Origin of the sequence: Streptomyces flavidovirens DSM 40150, assembly GCF_000429085.1 — a bacterium.
GTDB lineage: Bacteria > Actinomycetota > Actinomycetes > Streptomycetales > Streptomycetaceae > Streptomyces > Streptomyces flavidovirens.
On the sequence record NZ_AUBE01000002.1, the window covers coordinates 14828 to 40813 of the forward strand.

The 25986-nt window shown below is 70.8% G+C and carries 19 protein-coding genes; 9 read left to right on the forward strand and 10 right to left on the reverse strand.

Translation table 11 applies throughout. The annotated features are described in order from the left end of the window. Positions 1 to 45: 45 nt before the first annotated feature. From G412_RS0102805 to G412_RS0102815, 3 genes are all read right to left on the reverse strand, one after another. A complete protein-coding gene (locus G412_RS0102805; protein ID WP_028810738.1) occupies positions 46 to 1605 on the reverse strand; it encodes a DUF5719 family protein in 1560 nt (519 codons plus the stop codon). Further along, a complete protein-coding gene (locus tag G412_RS0102810; RefSeq protein ID WP_028810739.1) occupies positions 1602 to 5360 on the reverse strand; it encodes a glycosyltransferase family 2 protein in 3759 nt (1252 codons plus the stop codon). The genes G412_RS0102805 and G412_RS0102810 overlap by 4 nt, the downstream gene beginning before the upstream one ends. Positions 5361 to 5662: 302 nt before the next feature. Continuing rightward, entirely contained in the window at positions 5663 to 5926 is a 264-nt protein-coding gene (locus G412_RS0102815; protein WP_028810740.1) for a WhiB family transcriptional regulator, read from the reverse strand. A 691-nt stretch (positions 5927 to 6617) separates the two neighbouring features. On the opposite strand from G412_RS0102815, the gene G412_RS0102820 reads away from it, so the two are divergent. The 3 genes from G412_RS0102820 (at position 6618) to G412_RS0102830 (ending at position 9503) form a co-directional block, all read left to right on the forward strand. Beyond that, a complete protein-coding gene (locus G412_RS0102820) occupies positions 6618 to 7133 on the forward strand; it encodes a cysteine dioxygenase (protein ID WP_028810741.1) in 516 nt (171 codons plus the stop codon). A gap of 13 nt (positions 7134 to 7146) precedes the next feature. Continuing rightward, complete coding sequence (gene cofD / locus G412_RS0102825; RefSeq protein WP_028810742.1) at positions 7147 to 8103, forward strand: 2-phospho-L-lactate transferase; 957 nt, start codon at positions 7147 to 7149, stop codon at positions 8101 to 8103. A gap of 83 nt (positions 8104 to 8186) precedes the next feature. Further along, on the forward strand, positions 8187 to 9503 hold the full coding sequence (locus G412_RS0102830; RefSeq protein WP_028810743.1) for a coenzyme F420-0:L-glutamate ligase: 1317 nt from the start codon (positions 8187 to 8189) through the stop codon (positions 9501 to 9503). Positions 9504 to 9601: 98 nt separating this feature from the next. On the opposite strand, the gene G412_RS0102835 is transcribed toward G412_RS0102830, so the two are convergent. From G412_RS0102835 to G412_RS0102845, 3 genes are all read right to left on the reverse strand, one after another. Next, positions 9602 to 10621 carry a DNA-3-methyladenine glycosylase family protein gene (locus G412_RS0102835; protein WP_028810744.1) on the reverse strand — a complete coding sequence of 340 codons (1020 nt, stop codon included), beginning with the start codon at positions 10619 to 10621 and terminating at the stop codon, positions 9602 to 9604. A gap of 76 nt (positions 10622 to 10697) precedes the next feature. Continuing rightward, positions 10698 to 11780, reverse strand: a complete 1083-nt coding sequence (gene manB, locus G412_RS0102840) for a mannose-1-phosphate guanylyltransferase (RefSeq protein WP_028810745.1) — start codon at positions 11778 to 11780, stop codon at positions 10698 to 10700. An 85-nt stretch (positions 11781 to 11865) separates the two neighbouring features. After that, a complete protein-coding gene (locus G412_RS0102845; protein WP_028810746.1) occupies positions 11866 to 13251 on the reverse strand; it encodes a peptidoglycan recognition protein family protein in 1386 nt (461 codons plus the stop codon). 139 nt (positions 13252 to 13390) lie between these two features. On the opposite strand from G412_RS0102845, the gene G412_RS0102850 reads away from it, so the two are divergent. The 4 genes from G412_RS0102850 (at position 13391) to G412_RS0102865 (ending at position 19275) form a co-directional block, all read left to right on the forward strand. Then, positions 13391 to 14155 carry a TIGR03089 family protein gene (locus tag G412_RS0102850; RefSeq protein WP_028810747.1) on the forward strand — a complete coding sequence of 255 codons (765 nt, stop codon included), beginning with the start codon at positions 13391 to 13393 and terminating at the stop codon, positions 14153 to 14155. A 154-nt stretch (positions 14156 to 14309) separates the two neighbouring features. After that, positions 14310 to 15593 (forward strand): LCP family protein, encoded by a 1284-nt coding sequence (locus tag G412_RS33000; protein WP_078606756.1) that lies wholly within the window; start codon positions 14310 to 14312, stop codon positions 15591 to 15593. A 218-nt stretch (positions 15594 to 15811) separates the two neighbouring features. Next, positions 15812 to 17539: an LCP family protein gene (locus G412_RS0102860; RefSeq protein WP_028810748.1), complete on the forward strand. Its 1728-nt coding sequence runs from the start codon at positions 15812 to 15814 to the stop codon at positions 17537 to 17539. A 65-nt stretch (positions 17540 to 17604) separates the two neighbouring features. Beyond that, a complete protein-coding gene (locus tag G412_RS0102865) occupies positions 17605 to 19275 on the forward strand; it encodes an LCP family protein (RefSeq protein ID WP_244282853.1) in 1671 nt (556 codons plus the stop codon). A gap of 69 nt (positions 19276 to 19344) precedes the next feature. Here the strand turns inward: G412_RS0102865 and G412_RS0102870 are convergent, their stop codons facing one another. Further along, the gene (locus tag G412_RS0102870) at positions 19345 to 20394 is read right to left on the reverse strand and encodes a glycosyltransferase family 2 protein (RefSeq protein WP_028810750.1); all 1050 of its coding nucleotides are present in this window, start codon (positions 20392 to 20394) and stop codon (positions 19345 to 19347) included. 125 nt (positions 20395 to 20519) lie between these two features. Between G412_RS0102870 and G412_RS0102875 the strand changes: the two genes are divergently transcribed. Next, entirely contained in the window at positions 20520 to 21947 is a 1428-nt protein-coding gene (locus tag G412_RS0102875) for an LCP family protein (RefSeq protein WP_244282831.1), read from the forward strand. 78 nt (positions 21948 to 22025) lie between these two features. Here G412_RS0102875 and G412_RS0102880 read toward each other — a convergent pair whose 3' ends face one another. Next, positions 22026 to 22580, reverse strand: coding sequence for an acyl-CoA thioesterase (locus tag G412_RS0102880; protein ID WP_028810752.1), 555 nt, complete (start codon positions 22578 to 22580; stop codon positions 22026 to 22028). A 108-nt stretch (positions 22581 to 22688) separates the two neighbouring features. On the opposite strand from G412_RS0102880, the gene G412_RS0102885 reads away from it, so the two are divergent. Continuing rightward, a complete protein-coding gene (locus G412_RS0102885; protein ID WP_028810753.1) occupies positions 22689 to 23945 on the forward strand; it encodes an LCP family protein in 1257 nt (418 codons plus the stop codon). A 66-nt stretch (positions 23946 to 24011) separates the two neighbouring features. Here the strand turns inward: G412_RS0102885 and G412_RS0102890 are convergent, their stop codons facing one another. Beyond that, positions 24012 to 24959, reverse strand: coding sequence for a hypothetical protein (locus G412_RS0102890; RefSeq protein ID WP_028810754.1), 948 nt, complete (start codon positions 24957 to 24959; stop codon positions 24012 to 24014). Further along, positions 24956 to 25986: protein phosphatase 2C domain-containing protein (locus tag G412_RS33005; RefSeq protein ID WP_208857835.1), on the reverse strand; the 1031-nt coding region annotated here is incomplete at its 5' end. The genes G412_RS33005 and G412_RS0102890, both read right to left, overlap by 4 nt.

A 25986-nucleotide genomic window follows, 5' to 3' on the forward strand; every position in this document is an offset into this window, starting at 1 on the left:
CGCCCGCCCGCCCGCCCGTCCTCCGGCCCGGTCAGTCCGGCCCGGTCAGTCGTCCAGTACCGACAGATCCTGTTCCGCCTCCGGCACCGCGACCGTCCCGCGGTCGTCCGGCATCGTCTGCACGGTGAACATCGGAACGCCGTCCTCGGGCAGTTCGAGCGCCCGCGACGCGTAGACCGGGCCGCCCGACCGCGGTTCGACCGTCAGCGCGTACGAGCCCTTGAGCCCGGACGGCACCGGCGGCTCCGTCAGGGCGAGCGTCGTGCCCGCCTTCACCTTGTACGTCTTGACGACCGCCTCGCCAGCCTCGCTGCCCGCCGACGCGGTCACCTTGACCTCGGCCGCGGCGCCGGGCGCGGTCAGTGAGAGCACCGACCCCTTCGCCCTGTTGTCGGCCGCCGTGGCCCGCTCGCCCACCTGCCCGGTCGCCGGGATGTACGCCACTTCCCGGGCGGCGCCCTTGCCGCGCACCACGCGCAGCGCGGCGACCACCGGAGTCGGGCGCCCCGGTGCGGCCGGGCTCAGCAGCAGGGACCCCGCCTCGCCCTTGGTGACGTCCTTGAGGTCGACGGCCGTGGTCATCCCCGCCTTGACGTGCAGCGTCTCGTGGCCGGCGGGCGTGATCGAACCGGTTGGGCCCGCGAGCCGCACCTTGAGGTCGGCGTCGTCGTCACCGGGCGCGAACACCACCAGGCGTACGGACGTCGCGTCCGCCGGGATACCGGGCAGCACAGCGCTGCCGGACGCCTCGGCCGACGCGGCCAGCCAGTCACTGCCGCCCTCCTCGTCCACGGCCTGCACGACGGCCCCGACGCGGCCGGTGCGGGTGGTGACGTGGACGGTCACGTCCTCGGCGCTGTCGGCGCTCAGCGTGGACAGCAGTACGGGCACGCTCGACCTGGCCGGCACCGTGATGCCCTCCCCCGAGTCCGACTCCAGGACGCCGTCCTTGCCGTGCAGCTCGATGTCGGCGACGGCGGCGGTGTCGTCCGGGTTGGTGAGGTGTACGTAGTCCTGCCGCTCGTCGGCGGTACTCGCGCCGGGGAACCAGAAGCTGGTGTCGGGCGCGGTGCAGCTGACGCCGAGCACCCCCCGGCCCTGGCCCGCGCTGACCTTGGTGGTCTGCTGGGCGGCCCAGCCGGGGGCCAGGCGGCCGTCGGCCGAGCCGACGAGGGCGGGGGCCTCGGCGGTGTTCGCCTCGGCGGTTACGGGTTTGCCGGGCTCCTTCAGGGAGAGGACCGGCTTGCTCGCTTCCGTCTTTCCCGCGTCCTTGTCCTTGTCTTTGTCCTTGTCCTGCTTCTTGTCCTTGCCGTCGTCCGGGGCCGCCAGGGTCGCGTCCGTCGGGACGAGTGCGGCGGAGCCCGCTTTCGCGTCCGCGGCGCCGGTTCCCGCCGGAGTGAACGACGTGTACGCCGTCTCCGCAACCTCGGACGTACTGGGCGCGGGGCACAGCAGGCTGGAGCGCTCCACCGGCATCCGCGCCGGGGTCGCCGTGCCGGCGGCGGCCCCGGTCGTGCCGTCCTCCGGAGCGAAGACCACGGCGAACCCGGTGACCGCGGCGAGGGCGGTGACGGCGGCCATGAGGGAGAGGGTGGTGCGGTTCATCGGTTGTTGCTCCCGTCGGGACGCTGCTCGGGCTCGTTGCCTTCGGCGTAGGGATGCTGCTGCGGCTGCTGCTGCTGCCCGTAGCCGTACGGGTCGTACTGGCCCTCCTGGTACTGGTCGGCCGCCGGGTACTGGCCTTCCTGGTACGGGTACTGGTCCGCCTGCTGGTACGGGTCCGCCTGGTACTGCCCGCCGTCGCCGTACTGCCCGGCCGCCTGGTACGGGTCGCCCTGGTACTGCTCGCCGCCGTAACCCTGGTGCTGCTCTTGGCCGCCGTACTGCTGCTGCTGTCCGTACTCGGTGCCCGCGTACGACTGCGCGTCCCACTCGCCGTACTGCTGCTGTTGTTGCTGCTGCTGCTGCTGGGGTACGGACGCGTACACGGCGGTCCCGTCCTGCCCTTGGGGCGGCTGACCGTACGGGTCGGCGGGGGGCTGGTCCCCGTCATCCTCCTGCGCGTCCGTCTGGGGGGCGTGCGGCGCTTCCGTCTGCGCCGCCGCGCGCAGCCTGCGCGCCCGGCGGCCCTCGCCCGCCACCGGCTGCACGGGTACGTCGATCTCCTCCTCCGGCAGGTCGTCGTCGACCTCGCGGCGGCGGCCCGGCAGGGCCAGCACCAACAGGAGCAGGCAGAGGCCGACCTGGGTCCAGATCCACACGGTGTGGGCGACGGGGGCCTCGTACGTAAGGTCGAGCCGGCCGCCCTCGGCGGGCAGTTCGAAGCCCTGCGCCCAGCCGTCGACGGTCTTCTTCTCCAATACGCGTCCGTCGAGCGTGGCCTGCCAGCCCTCGGCCGCGGAGTCCGCGATGCGCAGTACCCGGCCGGCCTCGCCTGCCGGGATCGTGGTGTGTGCCTCGACCGTGCTCGACGCGACCGACAGCGGCTCGTCGCCCGCCTTGCCGGAGACGATCGTGGCCCGCGCGACCTGGCGGTCGACGCGCCACAGCGCGCTGCCGTCGAGCTGGCTGAGCCGGCTCAGGCCGGGGGTCGAGTCGAGGACGCGGCTCATCGCGCGCGGCGCCCCGTCCCGTACAAGGACGTAACGGACGGCGTACCCGCCGAGCTGGTCGGCCTGGTCGGCGCCGGAGCCCGCGACCAGGTTGGAGACGATCTTGTCGAGCTGCGGGCTGCTGCCGCCCGCCGCGGCGAGTTCCCCGTCACCCAGCCGGGCTCCGGAGCCGCGTACAAGCGTGTACGAGACCTTCGCGGCCGACGTTCCCCCGAGGACGAGGGTGCGGGCCTGGTCGCGCGTGCCGCTTTCCTCCGCGACGAACGCCGGCACCTGCACCGGGTCCCGCCGCTCCAGCGGCCCCGCCGCGCCGCCGATCATCCAGCCGGCGGCGGCGAGCAGCGGTCCGGCCGCCGCGGCGAAGGCGATCAGTACGGCGACGGGCTGGCGCCAGCCGAAGCTCTGGGTGGCGACGCGTTCGCGCGCGCCGTCCGCGCCGAGGACGGTGGCGCCGATGAGCGCCAGGCCGTAAACGAGGGTCGCGGGTCCGGCCCAGCCGCCTTCGGACCTGTTCGCGAACACGGCGAAGAGGAGGGCGACGACCGCCACCACCCACGCGGTGCGGATCGGATACGTCCGCTCACTGCGCAGCAGAGCCGCCAGCGCTGCGAGGACGATGCCGATGAGCAGCAGCCCACCCGTCGCCCTGGGGCCGCCGGGGCTCGCGCCGAGCAGGTCGAGTGCGCCGGCCGGGCCCGTACTGAAGTCGAGGCCCGCCTCGCGGAAGAAGCCGGCGGGGCTGGTGAGGAGGGAGAGCGACCAGGGGGCGAGCATCAGGACGGGGGTGCCGAGCGAGGCGAGGAAGCGCAGTCCGTACGCCGTGATGTCGCCGCGCCGCAGCGCCAGTACGCCGATGCCGAGCACCAGGGCGATCGGCCACACGACCGGCGTGAACGCCGTGGCGAAGGTCAGCAGGAGCGCGTACGCCCAGACGGCGCGCCAGCTTGAGCGCGCGCCCCCGGCGCGGAAACCGCTCGCGGAGACGGCGCACCGGGCGATGAGCGGCAGCAGTACCGCCAGGACGGCCGTGCCGAGCCGGCCGGTCGCGAGGGCTCCGGTGGCGGCGGGCAGGAAGGCGTACGCGACGGCCGCCCAGGCGCGCAGCAGCCGGGACTCGACGAGCGGGCGCGAGACGAAGTAGGCGGTGAGGCCGGCCAGCGGCACCGAGCAGACCAGCAGCACGGTGAGCGCGAGCCCGGTGGAGCCGAGGAAGACGGCCGACAGGCCGGCGAGGACGCCGAGGTAGGGCGGCGCCGTCTGGGTGCCGCCGGTGCCGATGGGGTGCCAGACATCGGCGTACCGCGACCACAGGTCGGACACGTCGGCGGGCGCGGGCAGCAGTGCGCCGCCTGCCAGCGAACCGCCGCCGAGGAGGCCGCGGCAGGCGACGAGCGAGACGAACAGGAGCAGGAGGAAGAGCACGGGGCCCGGCTTGCGGGCGATCCGCTTCAGCCGCGCGAACTGCTCGATCTCCATGTAGTCGGCGTCGTCGCCGCCGGGGCCCGACTCGACGACGCCGTGCCGCGAACCGGAGGCGGAGTCGGGCTCGGAGCGGGAGCCGAGGCTGCCCGCGACCTGTTCGAAGGTGGCTCTGACGGTCGCGCCGGTCGGCGGGAAGAGGGGCCGCAGTTCGCTCGCGTCGACCTTTCCCTTTCCGCGCCGCTTTCTGGCCGCGAGGATCTTGCCGGGGCGCAGCAGGGTGCCCATCAGGCCGGTGACCTCGTCGACCGCCTGTCCGGGGACCTTCCCGAGGAGGTAGGCGAGCGTGCGCAGGAGCGTGCCGAAGACGAGCCGCAGCATGACGTACGGCAGGAGGGCGCCGCGCGCGTTGACGAGCATCGCGTAGACGGCGCCCGCCTTGTCGACGCGGTGCGGGCTGGCAACGGAGCGGCCGGCGCAGTCGATGGGCCTGCGCTCGCGCGCGGATGCCTCGGCGTGCCGCAGTACGGCGTCGGGGGCGACGAGGACGCGGTGGCCGGCGGCGTGGGCGCGCCAGCACAGGTCGACGTCGTCGCGCATGAGGGGAAGCCGGCGGTCGAACCCGCCGAGCTCTTCCCACACGTCGCGGCGGATGAGCATGCCGGCGGTGGACACGGACAGTACGGAGCGGACCTGGTCGTGCTGGCCCTGGTCCTGTTCGCGCCGGTCGAGTCCGGTCCAGCGGCGGCCGCTGTTGGCGATGGAGACGCCGACTTCGAGGAGCTGCTTCCTGTCGTACCAGCCGCGGAGCTTGGGGCCGATGATCGCGGCGTGCTCGTCGGAGTCGGCGACGCGCAGCAGTTCGGCGAGCGCGTCCGGCTCGGGCGCGCAGTCGTCGTGCAGGAGCCACAGCCACTGCACCGGTTCGCCGTGCGGGAGTTCGGGCAGGTCGTACGCGTCGTCGCGCCAGGACCTGCTCACCGGGTCCCAGCCGCTGGGCCGCTTCAGGTAGGGCAGTTCCTCGGGGGTGAGCACCTGAGCGGTACGGACTGCCTCGTCGACGGCGGTGCCGAAGCCGGAGCGGCGCGCGAGGTGCAGTACGCGTTCGGGACCGATCGCTTCGGTGACCAGTTCGGCGGAGTCGTCCGCGCTGCCGGTGTCGGCGGCGACGACGTTCTGTACGGGGCGTTCCTGCCCCAGGAGCCCGGCGAGGGCGTCGGGCAGCCAGCGCGCTCCGTCGTGGGAGACGAGCACGGCGGTGACGACATGGCGGGGGAACTCGGGAGCGGCCGCCGCGTACGGCGCCGACGTTTGGCTGTGCACGGACATCGGGGTACGGGCCCTCCGGCCGGGGTCCGGGGGTCGCCCCCCGGAAGGCTGCTGTCTGACTGCGTCGACGCGCGCGACCCTTGGGGGCGGTTGCTGCGTCTCGGACAGCGCCCCACACTAACGGCTGGGCAGCACAACGGTCCGCCGCCTGCGGCCGGGGGCCGGGCGACGGACCGGTTGATACGTGCACGCTTGTGCCAATTGGTCAATAAGGCGTCGGGCGCGGGGCCGGGTCGCGGCCGGTGTCGCGGTGGATCGCGGTGGGTCCCGGTGGGTCGCGACTGTGTGTGACAGTCGGGCGGTCAGACGGCGGCCTTTTTCAGTCGCCGGCGTTCGCGCTCGGACAGACCGCCCCAGATTCCGAACCGTTCGTCATTGGAGAGCGCGTACTCAAGGCATTCCGAGCGGACTTCACAGGCGAGACAGACCTTCTTGGCCTCGCGGGTGGAGCCGCCCTTCTCGGGAAAGAAGGATTCGGGGTCGGTCTGTGCGCACAGGGCGCGCTCCTGCCAGCCGATTTCCTCGTCCGCGTCCTCGACCAGCAGTTGCTGGAACAGCTCGGTCATGTGCGCCCCTCGTCTGTCTTTGCTTCCCCGTGATGTAGTCGTTGCCGTTTTCGGCCGAACGACACGAGTGAAATTACAAGTGTGCGGATCCGAGGCAGTCAAGCCGAGATCTGCTATTGAGCCGGTTATTCACCCGGCGGAACCAAAGCTATGCGGAAAGTGTTCAAATCGGTAAAAGCTGCAGCACATGCCACTGGCTCATCCACAGCCCCTCACCAGGGTGAGACGCGGGCGGGTTTGATCTTGTTGCGGTCGGCCCGCGGAAGCGATCCGAATCACAGTCCGGCTGCGACGCCTCAACGAGGTTTGCCTGCGCGGTTGATGCGCCACATCTCCGCCCCCTCGGCTGCACAAACCTTTCTCCACATCCATTAACCGGATGAGGTGAAACATTACCCCCAAAACGGTCACGAGGTTGACAGCGCGTGAGCAAGCGGGTCTCCTTGAAGGCATGCCAGTGACCGCAGTGCTCTTCCGAACCCACACCTGTGGGTTCCGTCGTGCTGCCCAGGTCCGTTTCGGCTGTTGCTGTTGCTGTTGTTCCAGCTGTTGAAGCCTCCGCGCTCCAGCTGAATCTGCCTGACTGTGCCTGACTCTGCGTAACGCCTCCGCAGCATCTGGTCTTGCACTTGCCTTGCGACACCTTTCCTTGCGACACCCCAGCACTCTCATGCCGAGGAACCCCCGCACCATGAACAGCGACAGCGACCTCCAGATCGCCGGCGACATCCTCGCCGTCCAGCACCTCCTCCAGCCCGCCCGCGAGCACCCGGCCACCGTCGCCGAGTTCGCCGGCCTCGCCCGTTCCATCGCCGCCGACTGCGCGCAATGGGAGCACCTCATTTCGTACGACGCGACCAGCCGCTGGTACCACCGGCTGCGTACCGGACCCGGATACGAGGTCTGGCTGCTGAGCTGGGTGCCCGGACAGGGCAGCGGTATGCATGATCACGGGCCGTCGTCCGGCGTACTGACCGTCCTCGACGGAGAGTTGACCGAGCACGCGGGGACGGGGCGGGTGCGGCGCACCCTCGGGGCGGGTTCGCAGCGGGTGTTCGCGCCCGGGTACGTCCACGAGGTCGTCAACGACGCGCTGGAGCCGGCGGTCAGCCTGCACGTCTACTTCCCCGGCCTCTCCGAGATGCCGATGCACTCGGCGCGGTGCTCCTCCCCGGCCGCCCAGTCACAGGATGTCGTACCGGCCTGACAGACTGCTGTGCATGCGCATTGTGGTTCTGGCAGGCGGTATTGGTGGCGCTCGCTTCCTCCGCGGCCTCAAGTCGGCCGCGCCTGACGCGGACATCACCGTCATCGGCAACACCGGTGACGACATTCATCTGTTCGGGCTCAAGGTCTGCCCCGACCTCGACACCGTGATGTACACCCTCGGCGGTGGCATCAACGAGGAACAGGGCTGGGGGCGTGCGGACGAGACCTTCCAGGTGAAGGGCGAACTCGCGGCGTACGGCGTGGGACCCGAGTGGTTCGGGCTCGGCGACCGTGACTTCGCGACGCACATCGTCCGTACGCAGATGCTCGGCGCGGGATATCCGCTGAGCGCGGTGACGGAGGCGCTGTGCGAGCGGTGGCAGCCGGGGGTTCGGCTGCTGCCCATGTCCGACGACCGTATCGAGACGCATGTCGCCGTGGATGTGGGCGGGGAGCGCAAGGCCGTTCACTTCCAGGAGTACTGGGTGAAGCTGCGCGCGTCGGTGGACGCGCACGCGGTCGTGCCGGTGGGCGCGGAGCAGGCGAAGCCGGCGCCGGGGGTCCTGGAGGCCATTGGTTCGGCCGACGTGATTCTCTTCCCGCCGTCCAATCCTGTGGTGAGCGTCGGGACCATTCTGGCCGTGCCCGGCATCCGCGAGGCGATCGCCGACGCGGGGGTGCCGGTGGTGGGGCTCTCGCCGATCGTCGGGGACGCGCCTGTCCGGGGCATGGCCGACAAGATGCTGGCCGCGGTCGGCGTGGAGTCGACCGCTGCGGCTGTCGCCCGGCACTACGGGTCGGGGCTGCTCGACGGGTGGCTTGTCGACACTGTGGACGCGGGTGTGGTGGACGAGGTGGAGAGTGCGGGGATCCGGTGCCGGGCCGTTCCGCTGATGATGACCGACGTGGAGGCCACCGCGGCGATGGCGCGGGAGGCGCTGGTCCTGGCCGAGGAGGTTCGGGGGTGAGCTCGGTGGTGCCGGCGCAGGGGGCGGGGCGGGTTGTGGAGGGGGCCGTGAGTCCTGGCAGAGCTGTGGGTCCGGGCGGAGCTGTGGGCTCGGAGGGGGCGGGCGGAGCTGTGGGGTATCGGGTGTGGGCGCTCGGTGGGATGCCGGAGGTGCGGGCCGGGGACGACATCGCCAAGCTCATCGCGGCCACCGGGCCCGGGCTCGTCGACGGGGACATCCTGCTCGTCACTTCGAAGATCGTCAGCAAGGCGGAGGGCCGCGTCGTACAGGCGGCCGACCGTGACGCCGCCATCGACGCCGAGACGGTACGTGTGGTCGCACGGCGCGGAACGCTTCGTATCGTCGAGAACCGGCAGGGGCTGGTCATGGCCGCGGCCGGAGTCGACGCGTCCAACACCGAGGCCGGGACCGTGCTGTTGCTGCCCGAGGATCCCGACGCCTCGGCGCGGCGGATCCGGAGCGGGCTGCGGGACGCGCTGGGCGTGGACGTGGGGATCGTTCTTACCGACACCTTCGGACGGCCCTGGCGCAACGGGCTGACGGATGTCGCGATCGGGGCAGCGGGTGTCCGGGTTCTCGATGATTTGCGGGGCGGGACTGATGCGTACGGCAATCCGCTGAACGTGACGGTCGTCGCTGTCGGGGATGAACTGGCGGCCGCCGGTGATCTGGTGAAGGGGAAGGCGGAGGGGCTGCCGGTCGCGGTGGTGCGGGGGCTTTCGCGGGTGGTGGGCGAGGAGGACGGCGGCACGGGTGACCTGGTCCGGTCGGCAGGTGACGACATGTTCCGGCTCGGGACGTCCGAGGCTGTACGGGAAGCGGTGACGCTGCGGCGTACGGTGCGGGAGTTCACGGACGAGCCGGTGGATCCGGGGGCGGTACGGCGCGCGGTCGCGGCGGCTGTTACCGCGCCCGCGCCGCATCACACGACGCCCTGGCGCTTCGTGCTGGTGGAGTCGGAGGCGGCGCGGGGGGCGCTGCTCGATGCGATGCGGGATGCCTGGGTGGCGGATCTGCGGGCCGACGGGAAGTCGGAGGAGTCGATCGCGAAGCGGGTGCGGCGGGGGGATGTGCTGCGCCGGGCGCCCTATCTGGTGGTGCCGTGCCTGGTGATGGACGGCTCGCATGTGTACGGGGATGCTCGTCGGGACGCGGCGGAGCGGGAGATGTTCGTGGTCGCGGCCGGGGCGGGTGTGCAGAACTTCCTGGTGGCGCTGGCGGGGGAACGGCTGGGGTCGGCGTGGGTTTCGTCGACGATGTTCTGCCGTGAAGTGGTGCGGGGCGTGTTGGGGCTGCCGGAGGGCTGGGACCCGATGGGCGCGGTCGCGGTGGGCCACGCGGCGACACCGCCGAAGGAACGGGCGCCGAGGGATTCGGCGGCGTACATCGAGGTGCGCTGAGCGGGGGCGGGGGTTGTGCGCATGCGCGTCGGGGAGTTGCTGGTCGGCGTAGGGGGAAGCTGCGCCTCGTAGGCGCGGGCGGGGTTGGGGGTTGGTCGTTAGAGCGCGGCTATGTTGCGCGGGGTCATTCGGGGGGCCCGGCGGGGCGGGGTGGTGCCGGAGAGGAGGATCAGGCGGGCCGCTCGGTGGCGTTGGCCGGCGTACGGGGCCAGGAGTTCCAGCATCGCCTCGTCGTCCGCGTCGCGGTCGCCCGCCAGGGCGTAGCCGACCATGCTGGGGAGGTGGTAGTCGCCCACCGACACCGCGTCAGGGGCTCCGTTGCTGCGTTGCAGGGTCTCCGCCGCCGTCCAGGGGCCGATGCCCGGGATCAGTTGCAGGCGGGCCGAGGCCTCAACAAGGGGCATCTCGGACGCCTCCTCCAGGCGCCTCGCCACCCGTACCGCTCGCAGGATCGTCGCCGAGCGTTTGCTGTCGACGCCTGCCCGGTGCCACTCCCAGGAGGGGATCAGGGACCAGGTGCGGGGGCAGGGCATGACGTGCATGCGGCCGTCCACCGGGCCGGGCGCGGGTTCGCCGTACTTGCGCAGCAGCAGGCGCCACGCCCGGTAGGCCTCGTCCGTCGTGACCTTCTGCTCCAGGATGGACGGGATCAGCGATTCGAGGACCTGGCCGGTGCGGCCCAGCCGCAGGCCGGGGCGGCGGCGCCAGGTCTCGGCGACCACGCGGTGCCGCGGCTCGAAGGCGGAAGGGTCGTCCAGCGACCCCAGGAGGGGCGGGAGCTGGTCGAGGAGTTGTTCGGCTCCCTCGCCCCAGGCCGTCGCCTCCACCGCACCGCCGCGTGCGGCCACCCGCAGGGTGCCCGGGCCCGCCGGTGTGCGGGACGTCCGCCAGAAGGCGCCGTCGGGGGTCGTACGGAACGTCGGGTCGGCCGGGCCGCGGCGGAGTGGTCCGAGGACCAGGCCCAGGTCCAGTGGCCACGGTGGCGTCCAGGTCCGGGTCCGGGCGGGTCCGGCCTGCGTGCCCGCGGGGGGTTCGCGTGGTGTCTGGGGAGGGACCGTCGTGTCGCCGTCCCGCACCGTGGTGCGGGTTACGGGGCGGGGCGCGAAGCGGCCTGACACGGTGGTGGTCCTTTGGGGCGGGAGGGGTGCGTGGCTTCGAGCCTACGGGTTTCGTGGGGCGGGTGCTGCCGGCCGTTTACTGGTCCGACGAGAAGCGCAGCGCCGCGTCGGGGAGCGATGCGCCGCACCACACCCGTACGCCCTCGCGCAGCTCGTTGTCCGCGCCCACCGTCGCGCCGTCCCCGACCACCGCGCCGGACACGACCGTACGGGCGCCGACCCGGGCGCCCGCGCCGATGAGGGAGTCGGTGATCACCGCGCCCGCGCCGATCACAGCCCCGGCGAGGATCGCGCTTCCGTCGATGCGGGCGCCCTCGCCCACTACCGCGCCCTCCCCCACCACCGTGCCGCCGGTCAGCTTCGCGTCCGTGGCGACGGACGCGGTCGGCAGGACCAGGCGGTCGCCGCAGCGGCCCGGCACCGCCGGGGACGGGGCCCGGCCCAGTACCAGGTCGGCCGAGCCCCGGACGAAGGCCTGGGGGGTGCCCAGGTCCAGCCAGTACGTCGAGTCGACCATGCCCTGGAGGTGTGCTCCGCAGGACAGGAGGTCCGGGAAGGTCTCGCGTTCCACCGAGACGGGGCGGCCCGCGGGGATCGTGTCTATGACCGAGCGGCGGAAGACGTACGCCCCCGCGTTGATCTGGTCGGTGACGATCTCCTCGGGGGTCTGGGGCTTTTCGAGGAACGCCGTCACCCGGCCCGTGGGGTCGGTGGGGACGAGGCCGAAGGCTCTGGGGTCCTCGACCCTGGTGAGGTGCAGGGAGACGTCCGCGCCCGATGTGGTGTGCGTGGAGACCAGGGCACCGATGTCGAGGCCCGTGAGGATGTCGCCGTTGAAGATGAGGACCGGGTCGTCGGGGGACGAGTGGAGGCGCGACGCCACGTTGCGGATCGCGCCGCCGGTGCCCAGTGGTTCTTCGTCGGTGACGTACTCCAGGTGCAGGCCCAGCGCGGAGCCGTCGCCGAAGTACGGCTCGAAGACTTCGGCGAGGTACGACGTCGCGAGGACGATGTGTTCGACTCCGGCCGCCCGCGCGCGGGCCAGCTGGTGGGTGAGGAAGGGCACGCCTGCCGCCGGGACCATCGGCTTCGGCGTGTGCACGGTGAGCGGGCGCAGCCGGGTGCCCTTGCCGCCGACCAGGAGGATCGCTTCAGTCACCTTGTCGTCTCTGCTTCCTGCTGGGGCCGGCCGGGTACGGGCAGGCCAGTGTATGCAGACCGTTCGACAGGCCCCGGCCGCCCCGTCAGCGGCCCTGAAGTCGGGCCGAGTCGGCCCGGGCCTCGTCGAGCTTGCTGTAGAGGTGGACTCCCGGACAGTCGGTGGATACTCCGTCGCGGTGTCCGGAAATGACATGGAGTTTGGCGATGGTGCCCTTCTTGTAGCGGTTTCCGCCACCGGACTTGAGCGTGGTCATCGCGCGCGGGTCGGCGCCGTACAGACCGAGCTTCCAGGCGGCGAGGCCGGCAACTGCCTTCACCACGGCGGCGGGTGGTTTGGTCTTGCTGTATGTGCCGAGGACAGCGATGCCCGTGCTGTTGGTGTTGAAACCGAGAGTGTGCGCCCCCATGACGGGCTTGGCCACTCCCCCGGCCCGGCCTTCGTAGATGTTCCCGCACTTGTCGATGGCGAAGTTGTAGCCGAGGTCACGCCAGCCACTGCTTTTGACGTGGTAGCGGTAGATACTGCGCAGGACGGAGTCGGCCTGCGAACAGCTGTAGTTGTTCCCGGTCGCGCTGTGGTGCACGAAGGCCACCTTGACGCGTTTGGTGTAGACGAAGTTGCGCTCGCGGAGCTGCTCGTTCGCGCCCCATCCCTTGCGGGTGACGATGCGCGGGCGGGGTCCGATGCGGGGCTTTCCGCCGAGTACGAAGGTCTGGGCCTCCGTCTCCGCCTTGCTGAGGGCCGGTACTTCGGTGGCGCCGAGCGGTACGAGGTCGGCGTTGACCGCCGAGGCCGCGGCGTCCTCCGCGGTCAGGACCGAGGTCCGGGGGTCGTCCGCGTCGTCGGCGGCGCCGGTCTGGGCGGCCGCGTCGTCGGCGTTGTCTTCGGCGGCGTCAGCGGCGGTGGTCGTCGTGCCCGCAGGGGGGTCGTCGCCGGGGTCCACCAGTTCGAGGCGCAGGCCGGACGGGAGCGGGGCGGGGGCGGCGCCGCGTACGGCTGCGTCGCGTTCGGGCCGTACCCGTACCTCTACGCCGTCACTCGCGCCGACCCACAGGGGCGCGGTCGAGCCGCGGACCTTCCCTGTCTCGCGCTCCACCGTACCGGGGTCGGCGGCGTGCTCGTGATGGTGCGTCTGCAGGAACTGCCAGCCGGACCAGGCTCCCGTCCCGGTGGAGCGGGTACGGACCTGGACCGTGCCGTGGAGTTCGGCCTCGGGGTCGTTCCAGATGACCCCGACCAGGGAGAACGGCTTGGCGTCACGCTCCGTCAGGCCCTGCGGGACGGTGCCCGCGGCCCGGTCGTCCCCCGGAGCGTCCGACAGAAGTGGCACGAGTGGCAGTGACTGGGTGGAGCCCGGTGGCGCCGCACTTGCGGGGACGGCGGGGGCCGGAGCGGCGAGGGCAGCGGTGGGCAGGACCAGAGCGGCGGTGCACGCGACTCCGATCGCGGAAGCAAGGAATGCACGCATGAAGCAGATCTTGGACATAACCAGACAAATATGTCCATTGGGGAATTGACGGTTCGTCGGCCGAACCGGTGTACGGCCGCCCCTCCCGCACCCCGGCGGCGCAACCCTCCGCACGAAGGCGCGGCGTACTCTTGCGCGAGTGAACGCCACCGATCGCACCCCCGCCGACCTGCTGCGATCCGCGCTCGCCGCGGACCCGGCCCACCCCCTGGTCACCTTCTACGACGACGCCACCGGCGAGCGCGTGGAACTGTCCGTCGCCACCTTCGCCAATTGGGTGGCCAAGACCGCCAATCTGCTCCAGGGCGACCTCGCCGCCGCCCCCGGCGACCGGCTCGCGCTGCTGCTGCCCGCGCACTGGCAGACCGCCGTCTGGCTGCTCGCCTGTTCGTCCGTCGGTGTGGTCGCCGACGTGGGCGCGGACCCGGCCGGCGCCGATCTGGTGGTCAGCGGGCCCGACACGCTGGAGGAGGCGCGGGCCTGCGGCGGGGAGCGCGTGGCGCTCGCCCTGCGCCCCCTGGGAGGCCGCTTCCCGCAGTCGCCGGCCGGGTTCGCGGACTACGCCGTCGAGGTGCCGGGGCAGGGCGACCGTTTCGCGCCGTACGCCCCCGTGGACCCGGATGAGCCCGCGCTGCGCGTCGGCGGTACGGAACTCACGGGCGCCGAGCTGGTCGACCGGGCGCGCGCGGACGCGGAAACCCTCGGGCTCGGCCGTGGGGCACGCGTGCTGTCGGGGCTGGCGTACGACACCTGGGAGGGGCTGTCCTCGGGCCTCTTCGCGCCGCTCGCGGTCGGGGGTTCCGTGGTGCTCTGCCGGAATCTCGGCCGGCTCTCCGAAGACGGCCTCGCCCAGCGGATCGAGAGCGAGCGGGTCACCAACACGGCGGTACTACAAGCGCCCTGAAGGCCACCCGTCCGGCCCACCGGCTGCCGAGCCCTCCGGCCGGAGCGCCGGACTCCGGTAGATGATCGACGGTACGCACCGCACAACCAAGCGCGAGGTTCAGCCGTCTACCCCTGCGACCGGCGGCCCCAGCGCGCCGCCGACTCCGTGAAGGATGGACGCAGACGTGACCGACAGTGCTGGCACGCCCTCCCGACCGGACAACCCGGCCGGGGAGGACGAGGCGAAGGACCGGGCCACGGAGGGTACGGGGGAAGGCGAGGGCCGGGGCTGGGAAGGCCGTCGCGCCGATGCCGGCCCTGACGCCAACGACGCGCGGCGCTGGCTTCGTTGGACCGCCCTCGGCGCCTCCTTCGTACTCCTCCTCGCGGCCGGCGTCGGCTCGTGGCTCTACCGGAAGCTCGACGGCAACATCACCACGGACACCACCGCCGCCGCCGAGCTGGAGGCGTACGAGAGGGAACGCCCCACGCCGATCGCGCTGGACGCCCAGAACATCCTGCTCATCGGCTCCGACACCCGTTCCGGCAAGGACAATCGCAAGTACGGCCCGGACAAGGGCACCCAGCGCTCGGACACGACGATCCTGCTCCACCTGGCCGGGGACCGTAAGAGCGCGACCGCCGTCTCGCTGCCGCGCGACCTGATGGTGGAAATCCCGAGCTGCCGCAAGCCCGACGGCTCGCGCACGAAGAAGCAGTTCACCCAGTTCAACTCGGCGTTCGAGTCGGGCGGTACGGCGTGCACGATCCGTACGGTCGAGCGGCTCACCGGCATCCGCGTGGACCACCACATGGTCATCGACTTCGCCGGCTTCAAGGGGATGGTCGACGCGGTGAAAGGCGTCGTGATCTGCCTCAAGGAGCCGATCGACGACGACGACGCTCTTCTGCGCCTGGACAAGGGCCGCCAGAAGCTGAACGGCGAGCAGGCCCTCGGCTTCGTACGGGCCCGCAAGACCATCGGCGACGGCAGCGACACCGAGCGCATGGAACGCCAGCAGCGCTTCCTCGGCGCGCTGGTGAACAAGGTGCAGAGCAACGGCGTACTGCTCAATCCGACCAGGCTCTACCCGGTGCTCGACGAGGCGACGAAGTCCCTCACGACCGATCCGGGGCTCAATTCGCTCAAGGACCTGTACAACCTCGTGCGCGGCATGCGGGACATCCCCACCGCGCAGGTGCAGTTCATGACGGTGCCCCGGCAGCCGTACGCGCGAGACCCGAACCGCGACGAGCTCGTCGAGCCGGCCGCGGGCCGCCTGTTCGAGCAACTGCGTGAGGACGCGCCCGTCTCGGTCGTACCGGCGGACTCCGGGAAGCCGGACAAGGAAGGCGGGTCTCCGGCCGACGAGAAGCCGGACGATGTGGGCTCGGAGAGTCCGGCTCCGACGCCGACTTTCACCGGCAGCAATGCCGCCACGGACGAGTGCGAGTAAAGCCATGGCCAAGGTCGGCCAATCAACAGAGCTGGATTGGGCGTATTGCCCAGTTGTAAGGGGAGTGGAATTTGTCACGGACGTCGCTCCGCGCTGAACTGGGCAGATAGTGTGACGCGATCCGGTGCTTCCGGCCCTGAGGTCGCACTGCTGGAAAGAACGCCAGAGGGCCTGGGGGAGGCGCCTCGTGTGGCACCCGACGGAGGACTCAAGCAACCGTGGATGCGCAAAACCGTGGGCGGGCCGACGAAATCGACCCCGCAGACCAGTGGGTGCTCAACCCGGCCACCGGTGATTACGAATTGCGACTGGACCAATCCGCAGGGCAGTCACCGGCATCTCCTCCCCGGGGTCCCCGGTCCAGAAGAGGCGCCGTACGGGAGGCAACCGCCACCCCCCGGCGGCAGGTTCCGGTCCAGCGCAGTCGCCGGGCCGCGAACGGCTCCGACGGCAGGGGCTCCGGCGGTTCCGACCCGCAGGCCGGCCGGCGCAAGCGCAAGGCGAAGAAGTCCGGCAAGAAGAAGGCGATGCTGTGGACCGGCGGCGTCATGGGCTTCGTGCTCGTCGGCGTCTCGGTCGGCGCGTACGTCGTCTACGACCGCCTCAACGGGAACATCAACTCGGTCGACGTCGGTGACGCCGCCAACGGCGGCTCCCTGAAGGACGGGCCGCTCAACATCCTGATCATCGGCACGGACAAGCGCACGGGCAAGGGCAACGAGGGCTACGGGGACCGGGAGAACACCACAGGTCACGCCGACACGACGTTCCTCTTCCACGTGTCCGAGGACCGCACCAACGCGACCGCTCTGAGCATCCCCCGCGACCTGAAGACCGACATCCCCGACTGCCCCACCAAGCAGCCGGACGGCTCGTCAAAGATCATTCCCGGCAAGGCGTACACGAAGTTCAACGAGAGCTTCGGCGTGGCCGGCCGTGATCCGGGCTGCACCATGCGCACGGTCAAGCAGCTCACGGGCATCCCGGTCGACCACTTCATGATGGCCGACTTCAACGCGGTCAAGACGCTGACCAGCGCTATCGACGGTGTAGACGTCTGTTTGACCGAGCCCATCAAGGACGACCAGTACTCCAAGCTCGATCTGGCGGCGGGGGACCACACGCTGGAGGGCGAGGACGCGCTCGCGTTCCTCCGCAACCGGCACGGCCTCGGCAACGAGAGCGACCTCGACCGGATCAAGATGCAGCAGCAGTTCATCGCCTCGATGATCCGCAAGATGAAGGAAGAGACCCTCGGCAACCCGAAGAGGATGCTCGCGCTCGCGGACGCGGCCACCAAAGCGCTCACGGTGGACAAGGCGATCGGTGACATCCCGAAGCTGACCGGTCTCGCCGAGGAACTGGGCCGGATCAACCTCAAGAACATCACGTTTACGACGATCCCCGTGATCGACAACCCCAATGAGCAGGTCAGGGCGACCGTCGTACTGGACCCGGTGAAGGCACCCCAGGTCTTCAGCATGATCCAGACTGACACCTCCTTCACCGAGGTGAAGAAGAAGGAGAAGGCCGCCAAGGGCAAGCAGGCCGCGCTGCTCAAGGGCCCGAGGGCGGAAGCCTCCGAGGTGCGCGTCGACGTCTACAACGGCAGCGAGACCGCCGGAGCCGCGCAGAAGACCCTCAACTGGCTGCAGGTCGAGAAGGGCGTGCTCAAGTCGACCAACAAGAGCAACGCCCCGGAGAAGATCGACAAGACTACTCTTGAGTACGCACCGAACCAGGCCGACCAGGCACGCAAGCTCGCGGATTTGATGGGTCTGCCCGCCACGGCGCTCAAGAAGGGCACCGAGGACGCCGGCGAGATGCAGGCGATGGTCCTGACTCTCGGCGCCGACTTCAAGGGCGAGGGGGTGCCCATCTCGGGTCCGGTGAAGGCGCCCGAGGTGGACAAGGTCGAAGCAGACAAGAAGATCTGCGCCAAGTGAAACCGGGTCACCGGATGATGCGGCGCGCCTGAGCGACAGGGGGGCCAGGGGTGGGGCAGAACAGCGTGCGTGGGGTGAGGACGCGGCGCGGCGTCCGGGACGCCGGCGAACGAGGCTGGGACGACAGCCTGTACGAGGACGGGCCGGCCGGGGCGGCGGACGGCACGGCGCCGGCCCCGGTGAGCCGCGCCGCCGGCGGCACCGGGCCGCCCCGGCAGCGCGGGAGCGGGCAGCGGCGCGGCAGTCGCGGCAAACGGCGGGTCCTGCGCTGGGTCGCCGCCGTGCTGTCCCTGCTGATACTCGGCACGGCCGGCGCCGGATACCTCTATTACCGCCACCTCAACAGCATCCTGAGAAAGGAAGAACTCAACCTCGGTGACAAGCCCATGGCCGGTCACCAGGTCAACGCGGCGGGCCAGACCCCGCTGAACATCCTGCTCATCGGCTCGGACGCGCGTAACTCCGACGAGAACAAGCGGCTCGGCGGCGCCAAGGACACCTTCGACAGCCCGCCGCTCGCCGACGTACAGATGCTGCTGCATCTCTCCGCCGACCGCAGCAACATCTCGGTGATCAGCATGCCGCGCGACACGCTGCTGAAGATGCCCAAGTGCACGGACCCGGAAACGGATAAGGTCTATCCGGCGACCACGAATCTGCGGATGACGAACGAGAGTCTCGGTCGCGGCGGTCCTGGCTGTACGGTCGCGACCTGGTACGAGCTGACCGGCATCACCATCGACCACTTCATGATGATCGACTTCTCCGGTGTGGTCTCCATGGCGGACGCCATCGGCGGCGTCCCGGTCTGCGTCACGGACAACGTCGAATCCCGCAACCCCGAAGGCAAGGGCTCGGGCCTGAAGCTGAAGAAGGGCACGACCTACATCAAGGGCGAGCAGGCCCTCCAGTGGCTGCGGACCCGTTACGGCTTCGAGGACGGCACCGACCTCGCCCGTACGCACGCCCAGCACATGTACATGAATTCGATGGTCCGCGAGCTGAAGAAGAGCACGAAGCTCAGCGACCCGAACAAGCTGCGCAAGCTGGCCGAGTCCGCGACGCGGGCGCTCACCGTCGACGAGCGGCTCGACACCGTCAAGAAGCTGTACGACCTCGGCGAGGAGCTCAAGAAGGTCCCGGCAGCCCGCATCACCATGGCCACCATGCCGTGGATACCTCAAGGCGGCCGGGTCCTCCCCAAGCCGGGCGAGGCCGAGTTGCTCTTCGAGATGGTCCGCGAGGACACCCCGCTGGACGGCAAGGCGTCGAAGAAGCAGAAGCCCAAGGCATCCAAGGACCCGGCCGCCCCGGACGCGGAGATCGGGATCATGGTGCAGAACGGCACCTACACGGACGCCCTCGGAGCGGCGACGGGACGCGCCGCCGCGGTCGCCGGCGTACTCGCCGAGAAGGGCTTCACGCAGGCGAAGGCCGACACGCAGCGCAACCCGCAGGAGCGGACGACGGTCTACTTCCCGAGCGTCGACCTGGAGGGCGACGCCCGGGCGGTCGCCAAGTCCCTGGGCCTGCCGGCCGGTTCGGTGAAGAAGTCCACCGACGTCTCGGGCGTCACGCTGGTCGTGGGCGCCGACTGGCGCACCGGCAGCACGTACCCCAAGTCGGCGGCGAAGGACGACGACAAGGGCAAGGACGAAGCCCTCAAGTCCGGCCGCGCGCTGAACGGCGAGGACACCGGGGCGTGCATGGAGGTGCAGCCGGGCTTCACCTGGTAGCGGGTGCGGTGATACGACAAAGCCCCGGCCACGCGCATACCGCGTGGCCGGGGCTTTTCCTCGTACGTACTACGCCTGGGTCCGCGCCTCGGCCGCAGCCGTCCGCACCGCCGGGCGGCGGCTCGCGATGACCTTCTTCGCGAGGGATCGGGGGCTCGTCAGAAAGCCGTAACCCCACGACATGTGCATCGTCGCCAGGGCGACCGGGATCCGCGCCCGTGCCTTCAGCGACAGGCCCTTGCCCGCCGGGACCGAGCCCGCCGTGATCGCGGCCAGGTAGCCGGCCGGGACCACGAAGCCCCACGGCGTGAGCGCGGCGCCGACGACGATGCCCGCGGCGATCGCGCAGACCGCGGTCGGCGGGGCGAGGTAGCGCAGGTTGATGGAGCCGGCGTGGTAGCGGGCGACGACGTGGCGCCAGCGGCCGTATTCCTTGTACTGCTTGGCGAGGGCCCTGACGGAGGGCCTCGGGCGGTACTGGACGCGCAGCTCGGGCGAGAACCAGATCAGGCCGCCCGCCTCGCGGATCCGGAAGTTCAGCTCCCAGTCCTGGGCGCGGATGAACTCCTCGTTGTACCCGCCCTGCTGTTCGAGGGCCTCGCGGCGGAAGACACCCAGGTAGACGGTGTCGGCGGGCCCGGCCTCGCCGCCCGTGTGGAACGCCGCGTTGCCGACGCCGATCTTCGAGGTCATCGCGGCCGCGACCGCGTCCTCCCAGGCGTTCTCACCCTCGGCGTGCATGATGCCGCCGACGTTCTGCGCGCCGGTCTCCTCCAGGAGGCGTACGGCGGTCGCGATGTAGTTCGGCGAGAGCATCCCGTGGCCGTCGACCCGCACCACGATGGGGTGCCGGGAGGCCTTGATGGCGGCGTTCAGCGCCGCTGGGGTACGGCCCGTGGGGTTCGGGACGGTGTGGACGCGGGCGCGTGTGCTGGAGGCGGTCTCCCGTACCAGCTCGGCGGCGATCTCCTCGGTCCGGTCCGAGGACGGGCCGATCGCGATCACCACCTCCATCTCGCCGTCGTAATCCTGCTCCAGGATGTGACGGACCGAGTTGCGCAGATGCCGCTCCTCATTGAGGACCGGCATGATCACGGAGACTGCGGGTGTGGCGTTCATATCGGGGTCACGTTACCGCGAACGGGGGACACGGTCGCGCGGCAGCCGCGTCGCTGCCCGGAGTCGTTGATCGTATGGGCTTACGTTGCCCGTGATCCCCCCTTGCCTTCGCGGAGGTTTCCCACGTGCCCAAGTCGCCCCGTCCACCGCAGGGCCGCAGCCGAAGGCAGGACGAGCGCCCGCAGTGGTCGATGCGCCTGTTCACCACGATCTCGGTCCTGGTGCTGTGCGCGGGAGGCATCGGTCACGCGGTCGTCACGGGGATGGAGACCGGCATCGAGCGGGTCGACCCGTTCAAGGACATGAAGAACCGCCCCGCGGCCGGCCACGGCACGAACATCCTCCTCGTCGGCACCGACGGCCGCGACAAGATCACGCCGGAGGAGAAGCGGAAGTACCGGCTGGGCGGTGAACCCTGCCACTGCACCGACACGATCATGGTGGTGCACATCTCCGCCGACCGGGAGCGGGCGAGCATCGTGAGCCTGCCGCGCGACAGCTACGCCCAGGTGCCCGAGCACACCGACCGGTCCACGGGCAAGCACCACAACGCGCACCCGGCGAAGCTCAACGCGGCGTACGCGGAAGGCGGTCCCGGACTCACGGTACGGACCGTGGAGCACATGACGAAGGTGAAGATCGACCACTATCTGGAGGTCGACTTCACCAGTTTCATGAAGACGGTCGACGTGCTCGGCGGGGTGGAGGTCTGCACGGTCCGCCCGCTCAAGGACGACTACACCGGCCTCGACCTGCCCGTCGGCACCCACCGGCTGGACGGCGGCCAGGCCCTCCAGTACGTACGCTCCCGGCACATCGACGGCGCCTCCGACTTCAGCCGCATGCAACGCCAGCAGCGCTTCCTCGCCGCCTTCATCGCCAGGGCGAGCACGCGTGGCGTCCTGCTGAACCCGGTGAAGTTCCGGGAGGTGACGTCCACGCTGCTCGGTTCGGTACGGGCGGACAAGGGCTTCGGTACGGAGGAGATCCTCGCCCTGGGGCAGGCGATGCGGGGCTTCACTCCCTCGTCGTCGGAGTTCGCGTCCGTACCGGTCGCGGGGGTCAATCCGCCCGTCGAGGGCATCGGCTCGACCGTGAGGTGGGACGAGGAGAAGTCCAGGAAGCTGTTCCAGGCCCTGCGCGACGACAAGCCGCTCGCGCCGCCGCGGCCCGCGAAGAAGACGACGGTCGTCGAGGTGGCGCCGCAGCAGATCGCCGTACAGGTCTACAACGGGACGCTGACCCGCGGCCTGGGCAAGCGGGTGGACGACGCGCTGCGGTCCACCGGCTTCAAGACCACCCGTGCGCCCGAGGACGCGGACCGGCAGGACGTGAAGCGCACGCTCGTCACGTACGACCCGCGCTGGGACCGCTCGGCGAAGTCGCTCCAGGCGGCGCTGCCCGGATGCGACCTGCGCGCGGTGGAGGGGCAGGGCGGGCTGCTGAAGGTGCTGGCGGGCACGGACTTCAAGGGGGTGCGGGCGGTACGGGCGGACGACCCGTACCGGGGCGAGTTCGGCACGGTCACCGGCGACCAGGTCGTCTGCCCGTAACGTCGCCGGCCCGCGCCTCGTGGTCGGCCCGCACCTGGCCGTCGGCCCGTACCTGGTCGTCGGCCAATGGCCGGCGCGTCAGCCTTCCGTGTCCAGGCCCTCGGCGGCGCGCTTGTCCCGCAGCTCCTTGATCGCGCGGCGCCGCGCGAGGCGGTGCGTGCGCCGGATCTGGGCCTCCTGGTAGCGGCGCCGGTCGCGCTCCGTCTCGGGTACGACGGGCGGTACGCGGCGGGGCTTGCCGTCCGCGTCGACGGCGGCGAACACGAGGTAGGCGCTGCCGACCTGCGTGGCCGGGGTCGACTCGTTCCAGCGCTCGGCCAGGACCCGTACGCCGACCTCCATCGAGGACCGGCCGGTCCAGTTGACCTGGGCCTTCACATGAACCAGGTCCCCGACCCTGACCGGCTCCAGGAAGACCATCTCGTCCATGGATGCGGTAACGGCCGGCCCGCCGGAGTGCCGTCCCGCGACGGCGCCCGCCGCGTCGTCCACCAGCTTCATGATCACGCCACCGTGCACCGTGCCGAGGAGGTTGGTGTCGCTGCCCGTCATGATGTGGCTGAGCGTGGTGCGGGACGCGGCAGTGGGCTTGCCCGGAATATCGCCTTCCGGGTGCTGGGGCTGATCTGTCATGCCCTCCACCTTATGCGCGGGGCGCATTGCATCAGCTCTGCAACAGCCCTGCCCCGATTTCCCACCCGCCCTGTAAGCGACCCGCCCCCTGCCTGCACACTGGTCCGCATGAGTGACTGGCCGGACGGATGGAACGACCGCAGCGACCCGCACGGACGCGGCAGCGGCGGCGCGCAGCCCGAGGGCGCGCGGGTCATGAGGCATGTCCAGCGCGGCCAGGTCCCGCCGCCCGCCGCCCCGGTGCCTCCGGTGCACCACCCGGTGCCGCCGCAGTCGCAGGGGTACGACGACGGCTACGGCCAGGGCTCCCGCGGTGACGGATACAACACCGGCCAGGTGTACGGCGGTGGCGGCCGCCCGCCCCGCGGGCCGCGCGTCGGTCCGGCGCCGGACTGGAGACGCCGTATCAAGGTCGGATCACTGACGCTCGTCGTCGTGCTCCTCGCCGTCTCCATCGGCACGTACTTCTGGGCGGACGGCAAGCTCAAGCGCGAGGTCGACCTGGCGAAGGTCATCGACCGGCCGGAGGCCGGTGACGGCACGAACTACCTGATCGTCGGCTCCGACAGCCGCGAGGGCATGAGCGCCGACGACAAGAAGAAGCTGCACACCGGGTCGGCCGAGGGCAAGCGGACCGACTCGATGATGATCCTGCACGACGGCTCCAACGGCCCGACTCTCATCTCGCTGCCGCGCGACTCGGACGTGGAGATCCCCTCCTTCGTCGGCTCGGAGTCCGGCAAGACGTTCCCGGCCCAGGGCCGGCGCGTGAAGCTGAACGCGGCGTACGCCGAGGACGGCCCCGAGCTGCTGGTCCGTACCGTCGAGCACAACACCAATCTGCGCATCGACCACTACGTCGAGATCGGCTTCGCCGGCTTCGCCAACATCGTGGACGCGATCGGCGGGGTGGAGATGGACATCCCGAAGGCGTTCAAGGACAAGAAGTCCGGCGCCGACTTCCAGGCGGGCAAGCAGACCCTCGACGGCGAGCAGTCCCTGGCCTTCGTCCGCACGCGGTACGCGTTCGCGGGCAGCGACCTCGACCGCACGAAGAACCAGCAGAAGTTCCTGGCGGCCCTGGCGAGCCAGACGGCGACGCCGGGCACGATCCTCAACCCGTTCAAGCTCTACCCGACCATGGGCGCCGGCCTCGACACGCTCATCGTCGACAAGGACATGAGCCTGTGGTCCCTGGGCCAGATGTTCTTCGCGATGAAGGGCGTCACGGGCGGCGAGGGTACGTCGATGAACATCCCGATCGCGGGCAGCAACGGCGGCAACCTGGTCTGGGACAAGGCGAAGGTCGCCCAGCTCGTGGACCAGCTCAAGAACGACGAGAAGGTCACCGTCAAGGGCAGCTAGAGCCGGCGGGTGCGTACGCCGAAGGGGCTGGGACGGATCACCGTCCCAGCCCCTTCGGCGTGGTGCTCAGTCCCGCAGGCTGATCGTGCCCCGCTCCTTGGCGCCGTCGAATTTCGACCGGTCGATCGCGGGGCGCGGGGCCGGCCGGGCCGCGATCAGCTTGATCGTGTCCCGTCCGGCCAGAGCGGTACGCCACTGCCCCAGGTCGGGCCGGGTTCCGCACGCACCGGCCGCCTGCTCCCACAGGCGCAGCACCGCCGCCTCCCGGCGGTCGTCCAGTACTCCCGGCACAGGCTTCAGCGACTTGCCCGGTGACGCGTAGGCATCCTGGGCGAGAACCCGGCCGATCATCAGTGCGGCCTTGTAACGGTCGCTGTCGACGGAAACCGTTCCGGGCGGGGCAAGGGGATCGTGCCAGTCGGGAGTGTCCGCCTGGTCGAGCACCGGGCGCTGTCCGACGAGACGGATTCCGTCACAGTCGAGCAGGTACGCGGCCGGGGCCGGACGCAGGGTCCACAGCACATTGGCGTGGGACACGTCCCCGATGACCAGGCCCATCGCGTGCAGCCACTGGAACAGCTCCACCAGCACGACCGCCAGCGTGTACCGCTCCGCGGGAGAGGGCTGGCGGACCGGCTGCCAGGCGGCCTTGGGGGGATGCAGCAGATAGGTCAGCTCAACGAGCTTGCTGCTCCCCCTGGACGTCTGCCAGGTCATGACGTCGGGTGCCCTGTGCATGAGGAACCCGGTGACCCGGCCGCCGTCGGTGACCCTGCACAGCGGCCACGCCGTCTCGCGGTCGAGCCGGTCGCGGTCGGCAGCCGCCAGCGCCTGGCGGAGGGACACCAGGGCAGCCAGGGCAGCGCCGTTGAGCTTGTGCGGCTCCCGGTAGCTCTTGTACAGGAGCCCTCCGGGACCGCCGACCGCGTGCACCTCCCCTTGTCCGCCGTCGCCGGCCTTGGCGAGCAGTTTCAGGGACGCGTACGGTACGTCGGCTCCGTCGTGAACGCTCACGCGGTGCCTTCCCACAGGACGACGGCGGTGCGGTCGTCGTCGTACGACTTCACTCTGAACTGCGCCTGCCAGAGGAAGTCGGCGGGGCCGGGGATGTCGCCGCTCCCCCACGCCGCGCCAAGAAACTCACGCATCTGCGGTTCTCCCGCCAGGGGGGTCGAGAGACCGTCGGTGCAGAGCACGAGAACGTCACCGGACCGGGCGGGTCCCAGTAGCCGTGTCACCGCGGTGCGGGCGAACGGGAGGGCGGACGTACGGGTGTCGATCATCCCCGAGCCCTCACCCTCCTCGCCCGTGATGTCCAGCTGCCAGGCGCCTTCTCGCAGCAGCGACGTTCCGCCGTCTCCGACGGCGAGGAATCCACGGCTGCGTACGGCGGGGTCGAGCGGGACGAGCAGGGCTCGCAGAGTCGTGGCGTACGCTCCGGGATCGTGCTCGGCACTCACCGCCCGGTCCGTGACCAGCGCGGCGATCTGGCCCACCACTGTGTCGGCCAGCTCCGCGAAGGTCCTTCCGTCACCGGCGTCGAGCGCGGCGGACAGACCTGCCGCCTCCCTGTCCAGGTAGATGGCCGCCAGGCGGCAGACCTCATTGGACCCGATGTGTGAGCGGGGCGCGGACCCGACACCGTCGGCGACGGCGAGGAGGAGCATTTCCCCTGTGCCGGGGCTGCCGATCCTGGTGACGCACAGCGCGTCCTGCCGGGGTTCGCCCAGATACCGGTGGGAGTCACCACGGACCGACACGGCCCGTACGGTCAAGGGACCGTACGCCGCACCGTCCACGACGATGTCGGGCAGGACGGCGGCTTCCGGGTCGGCGCCCACGCCCGGCAGTCCCTGGGGGACGGGCGGGTACATGGGCGGCTTGCTGCCACTGTGCCACGGGGTTTGGAGCACGGGGGGCCGCGTAGTGCCGGGGGAGCCGGGCTCCGGCTCGGGAGCCGGAGCCGGGTCACGCACGGGTGCCGCCGACGCGGCGGCCGGCTCCGCGTCCGGCTGCGGCTGCGGCTGCGGCTGCGGCTGCG

What these genes read in the sequence shown, in the direction of transcription:
- G412_RS0102805 (WP_028810738.1), bottom strand. Translation starts at nt 1,605, where the DNA reads ATGAACCGCACCACCCTCTCCCTCATGGCCGCCGTCACCGCCCTCGCC.
- G412_RS0102810 (WP_028810739.1), bottom strand. Translation starts at nt 5,360, where the DNA reads ATGTCCGTGCACAGCCAAACGTCGGCGCCGTACGCGGCGGCCGCTCCC.
- G412_RS0102815 (WP_028810740.1), bottom strand. Translation starts at nt 5,926, where the DNA reads ATGACCGAGCTGTTCCAGCAACTGCTGGTCGAGGACGCGGACGAGGAA.
- G412_RS0102820 (WP_028810741.1), top strand. Translation starts at nt 6,618, where the DNA reads ATGAACAGCGACAGCGACCTCCAGATCGCCGGCGACATCCTCGCCGTC.
- cofD (WP_028810742.1), top strand. Translation starts at nt 7,147, where the DNA reads ATGCGCATTGTGGTTCTGGCAGGCGGTATTGGTGGCGCTCGCTTCCTC.
- G412_RS0102845 (WP_028810746.1), bottom strand. Translation starts at nt 13,251, where the DNA reads ATGCGTGCATTCCTTGCTTCCGCGATCGGAGTCGCGTGCACCGCCGCT.
- G412_RS33000 (WP_078606756.1), top strand. Translation starts at nt 14,310, where the DNA reads ATGGACGCAGACGTGACCGACAGTGCTGGCACGCCCTCCCGACCGGAC.
- G412_RS0102870 (WP_028810750.1), bottom strand. Translation starts at nt 20,394, where the DNA reads ATGAACGCCACACCCGCAGTCTCCGTGATCATGCCGGTCCTCAATGAG.
- G412_RS0102880 (WP_028810752.1), bottom strand. Translation starts at nt 22,580, where the DNA reads ATGACAGATCAGCCCCAGCACCCGGAAGGCGATATTCCGGGCAAGCCC.
- G412_RS0102885 (WP_028810753.1), top strand. Translation starts at nt 22,689, where the DNA reads ATGAGTGACTGGCCGGACGGATGGAACGACCGCAGCGACCCGCACGGA.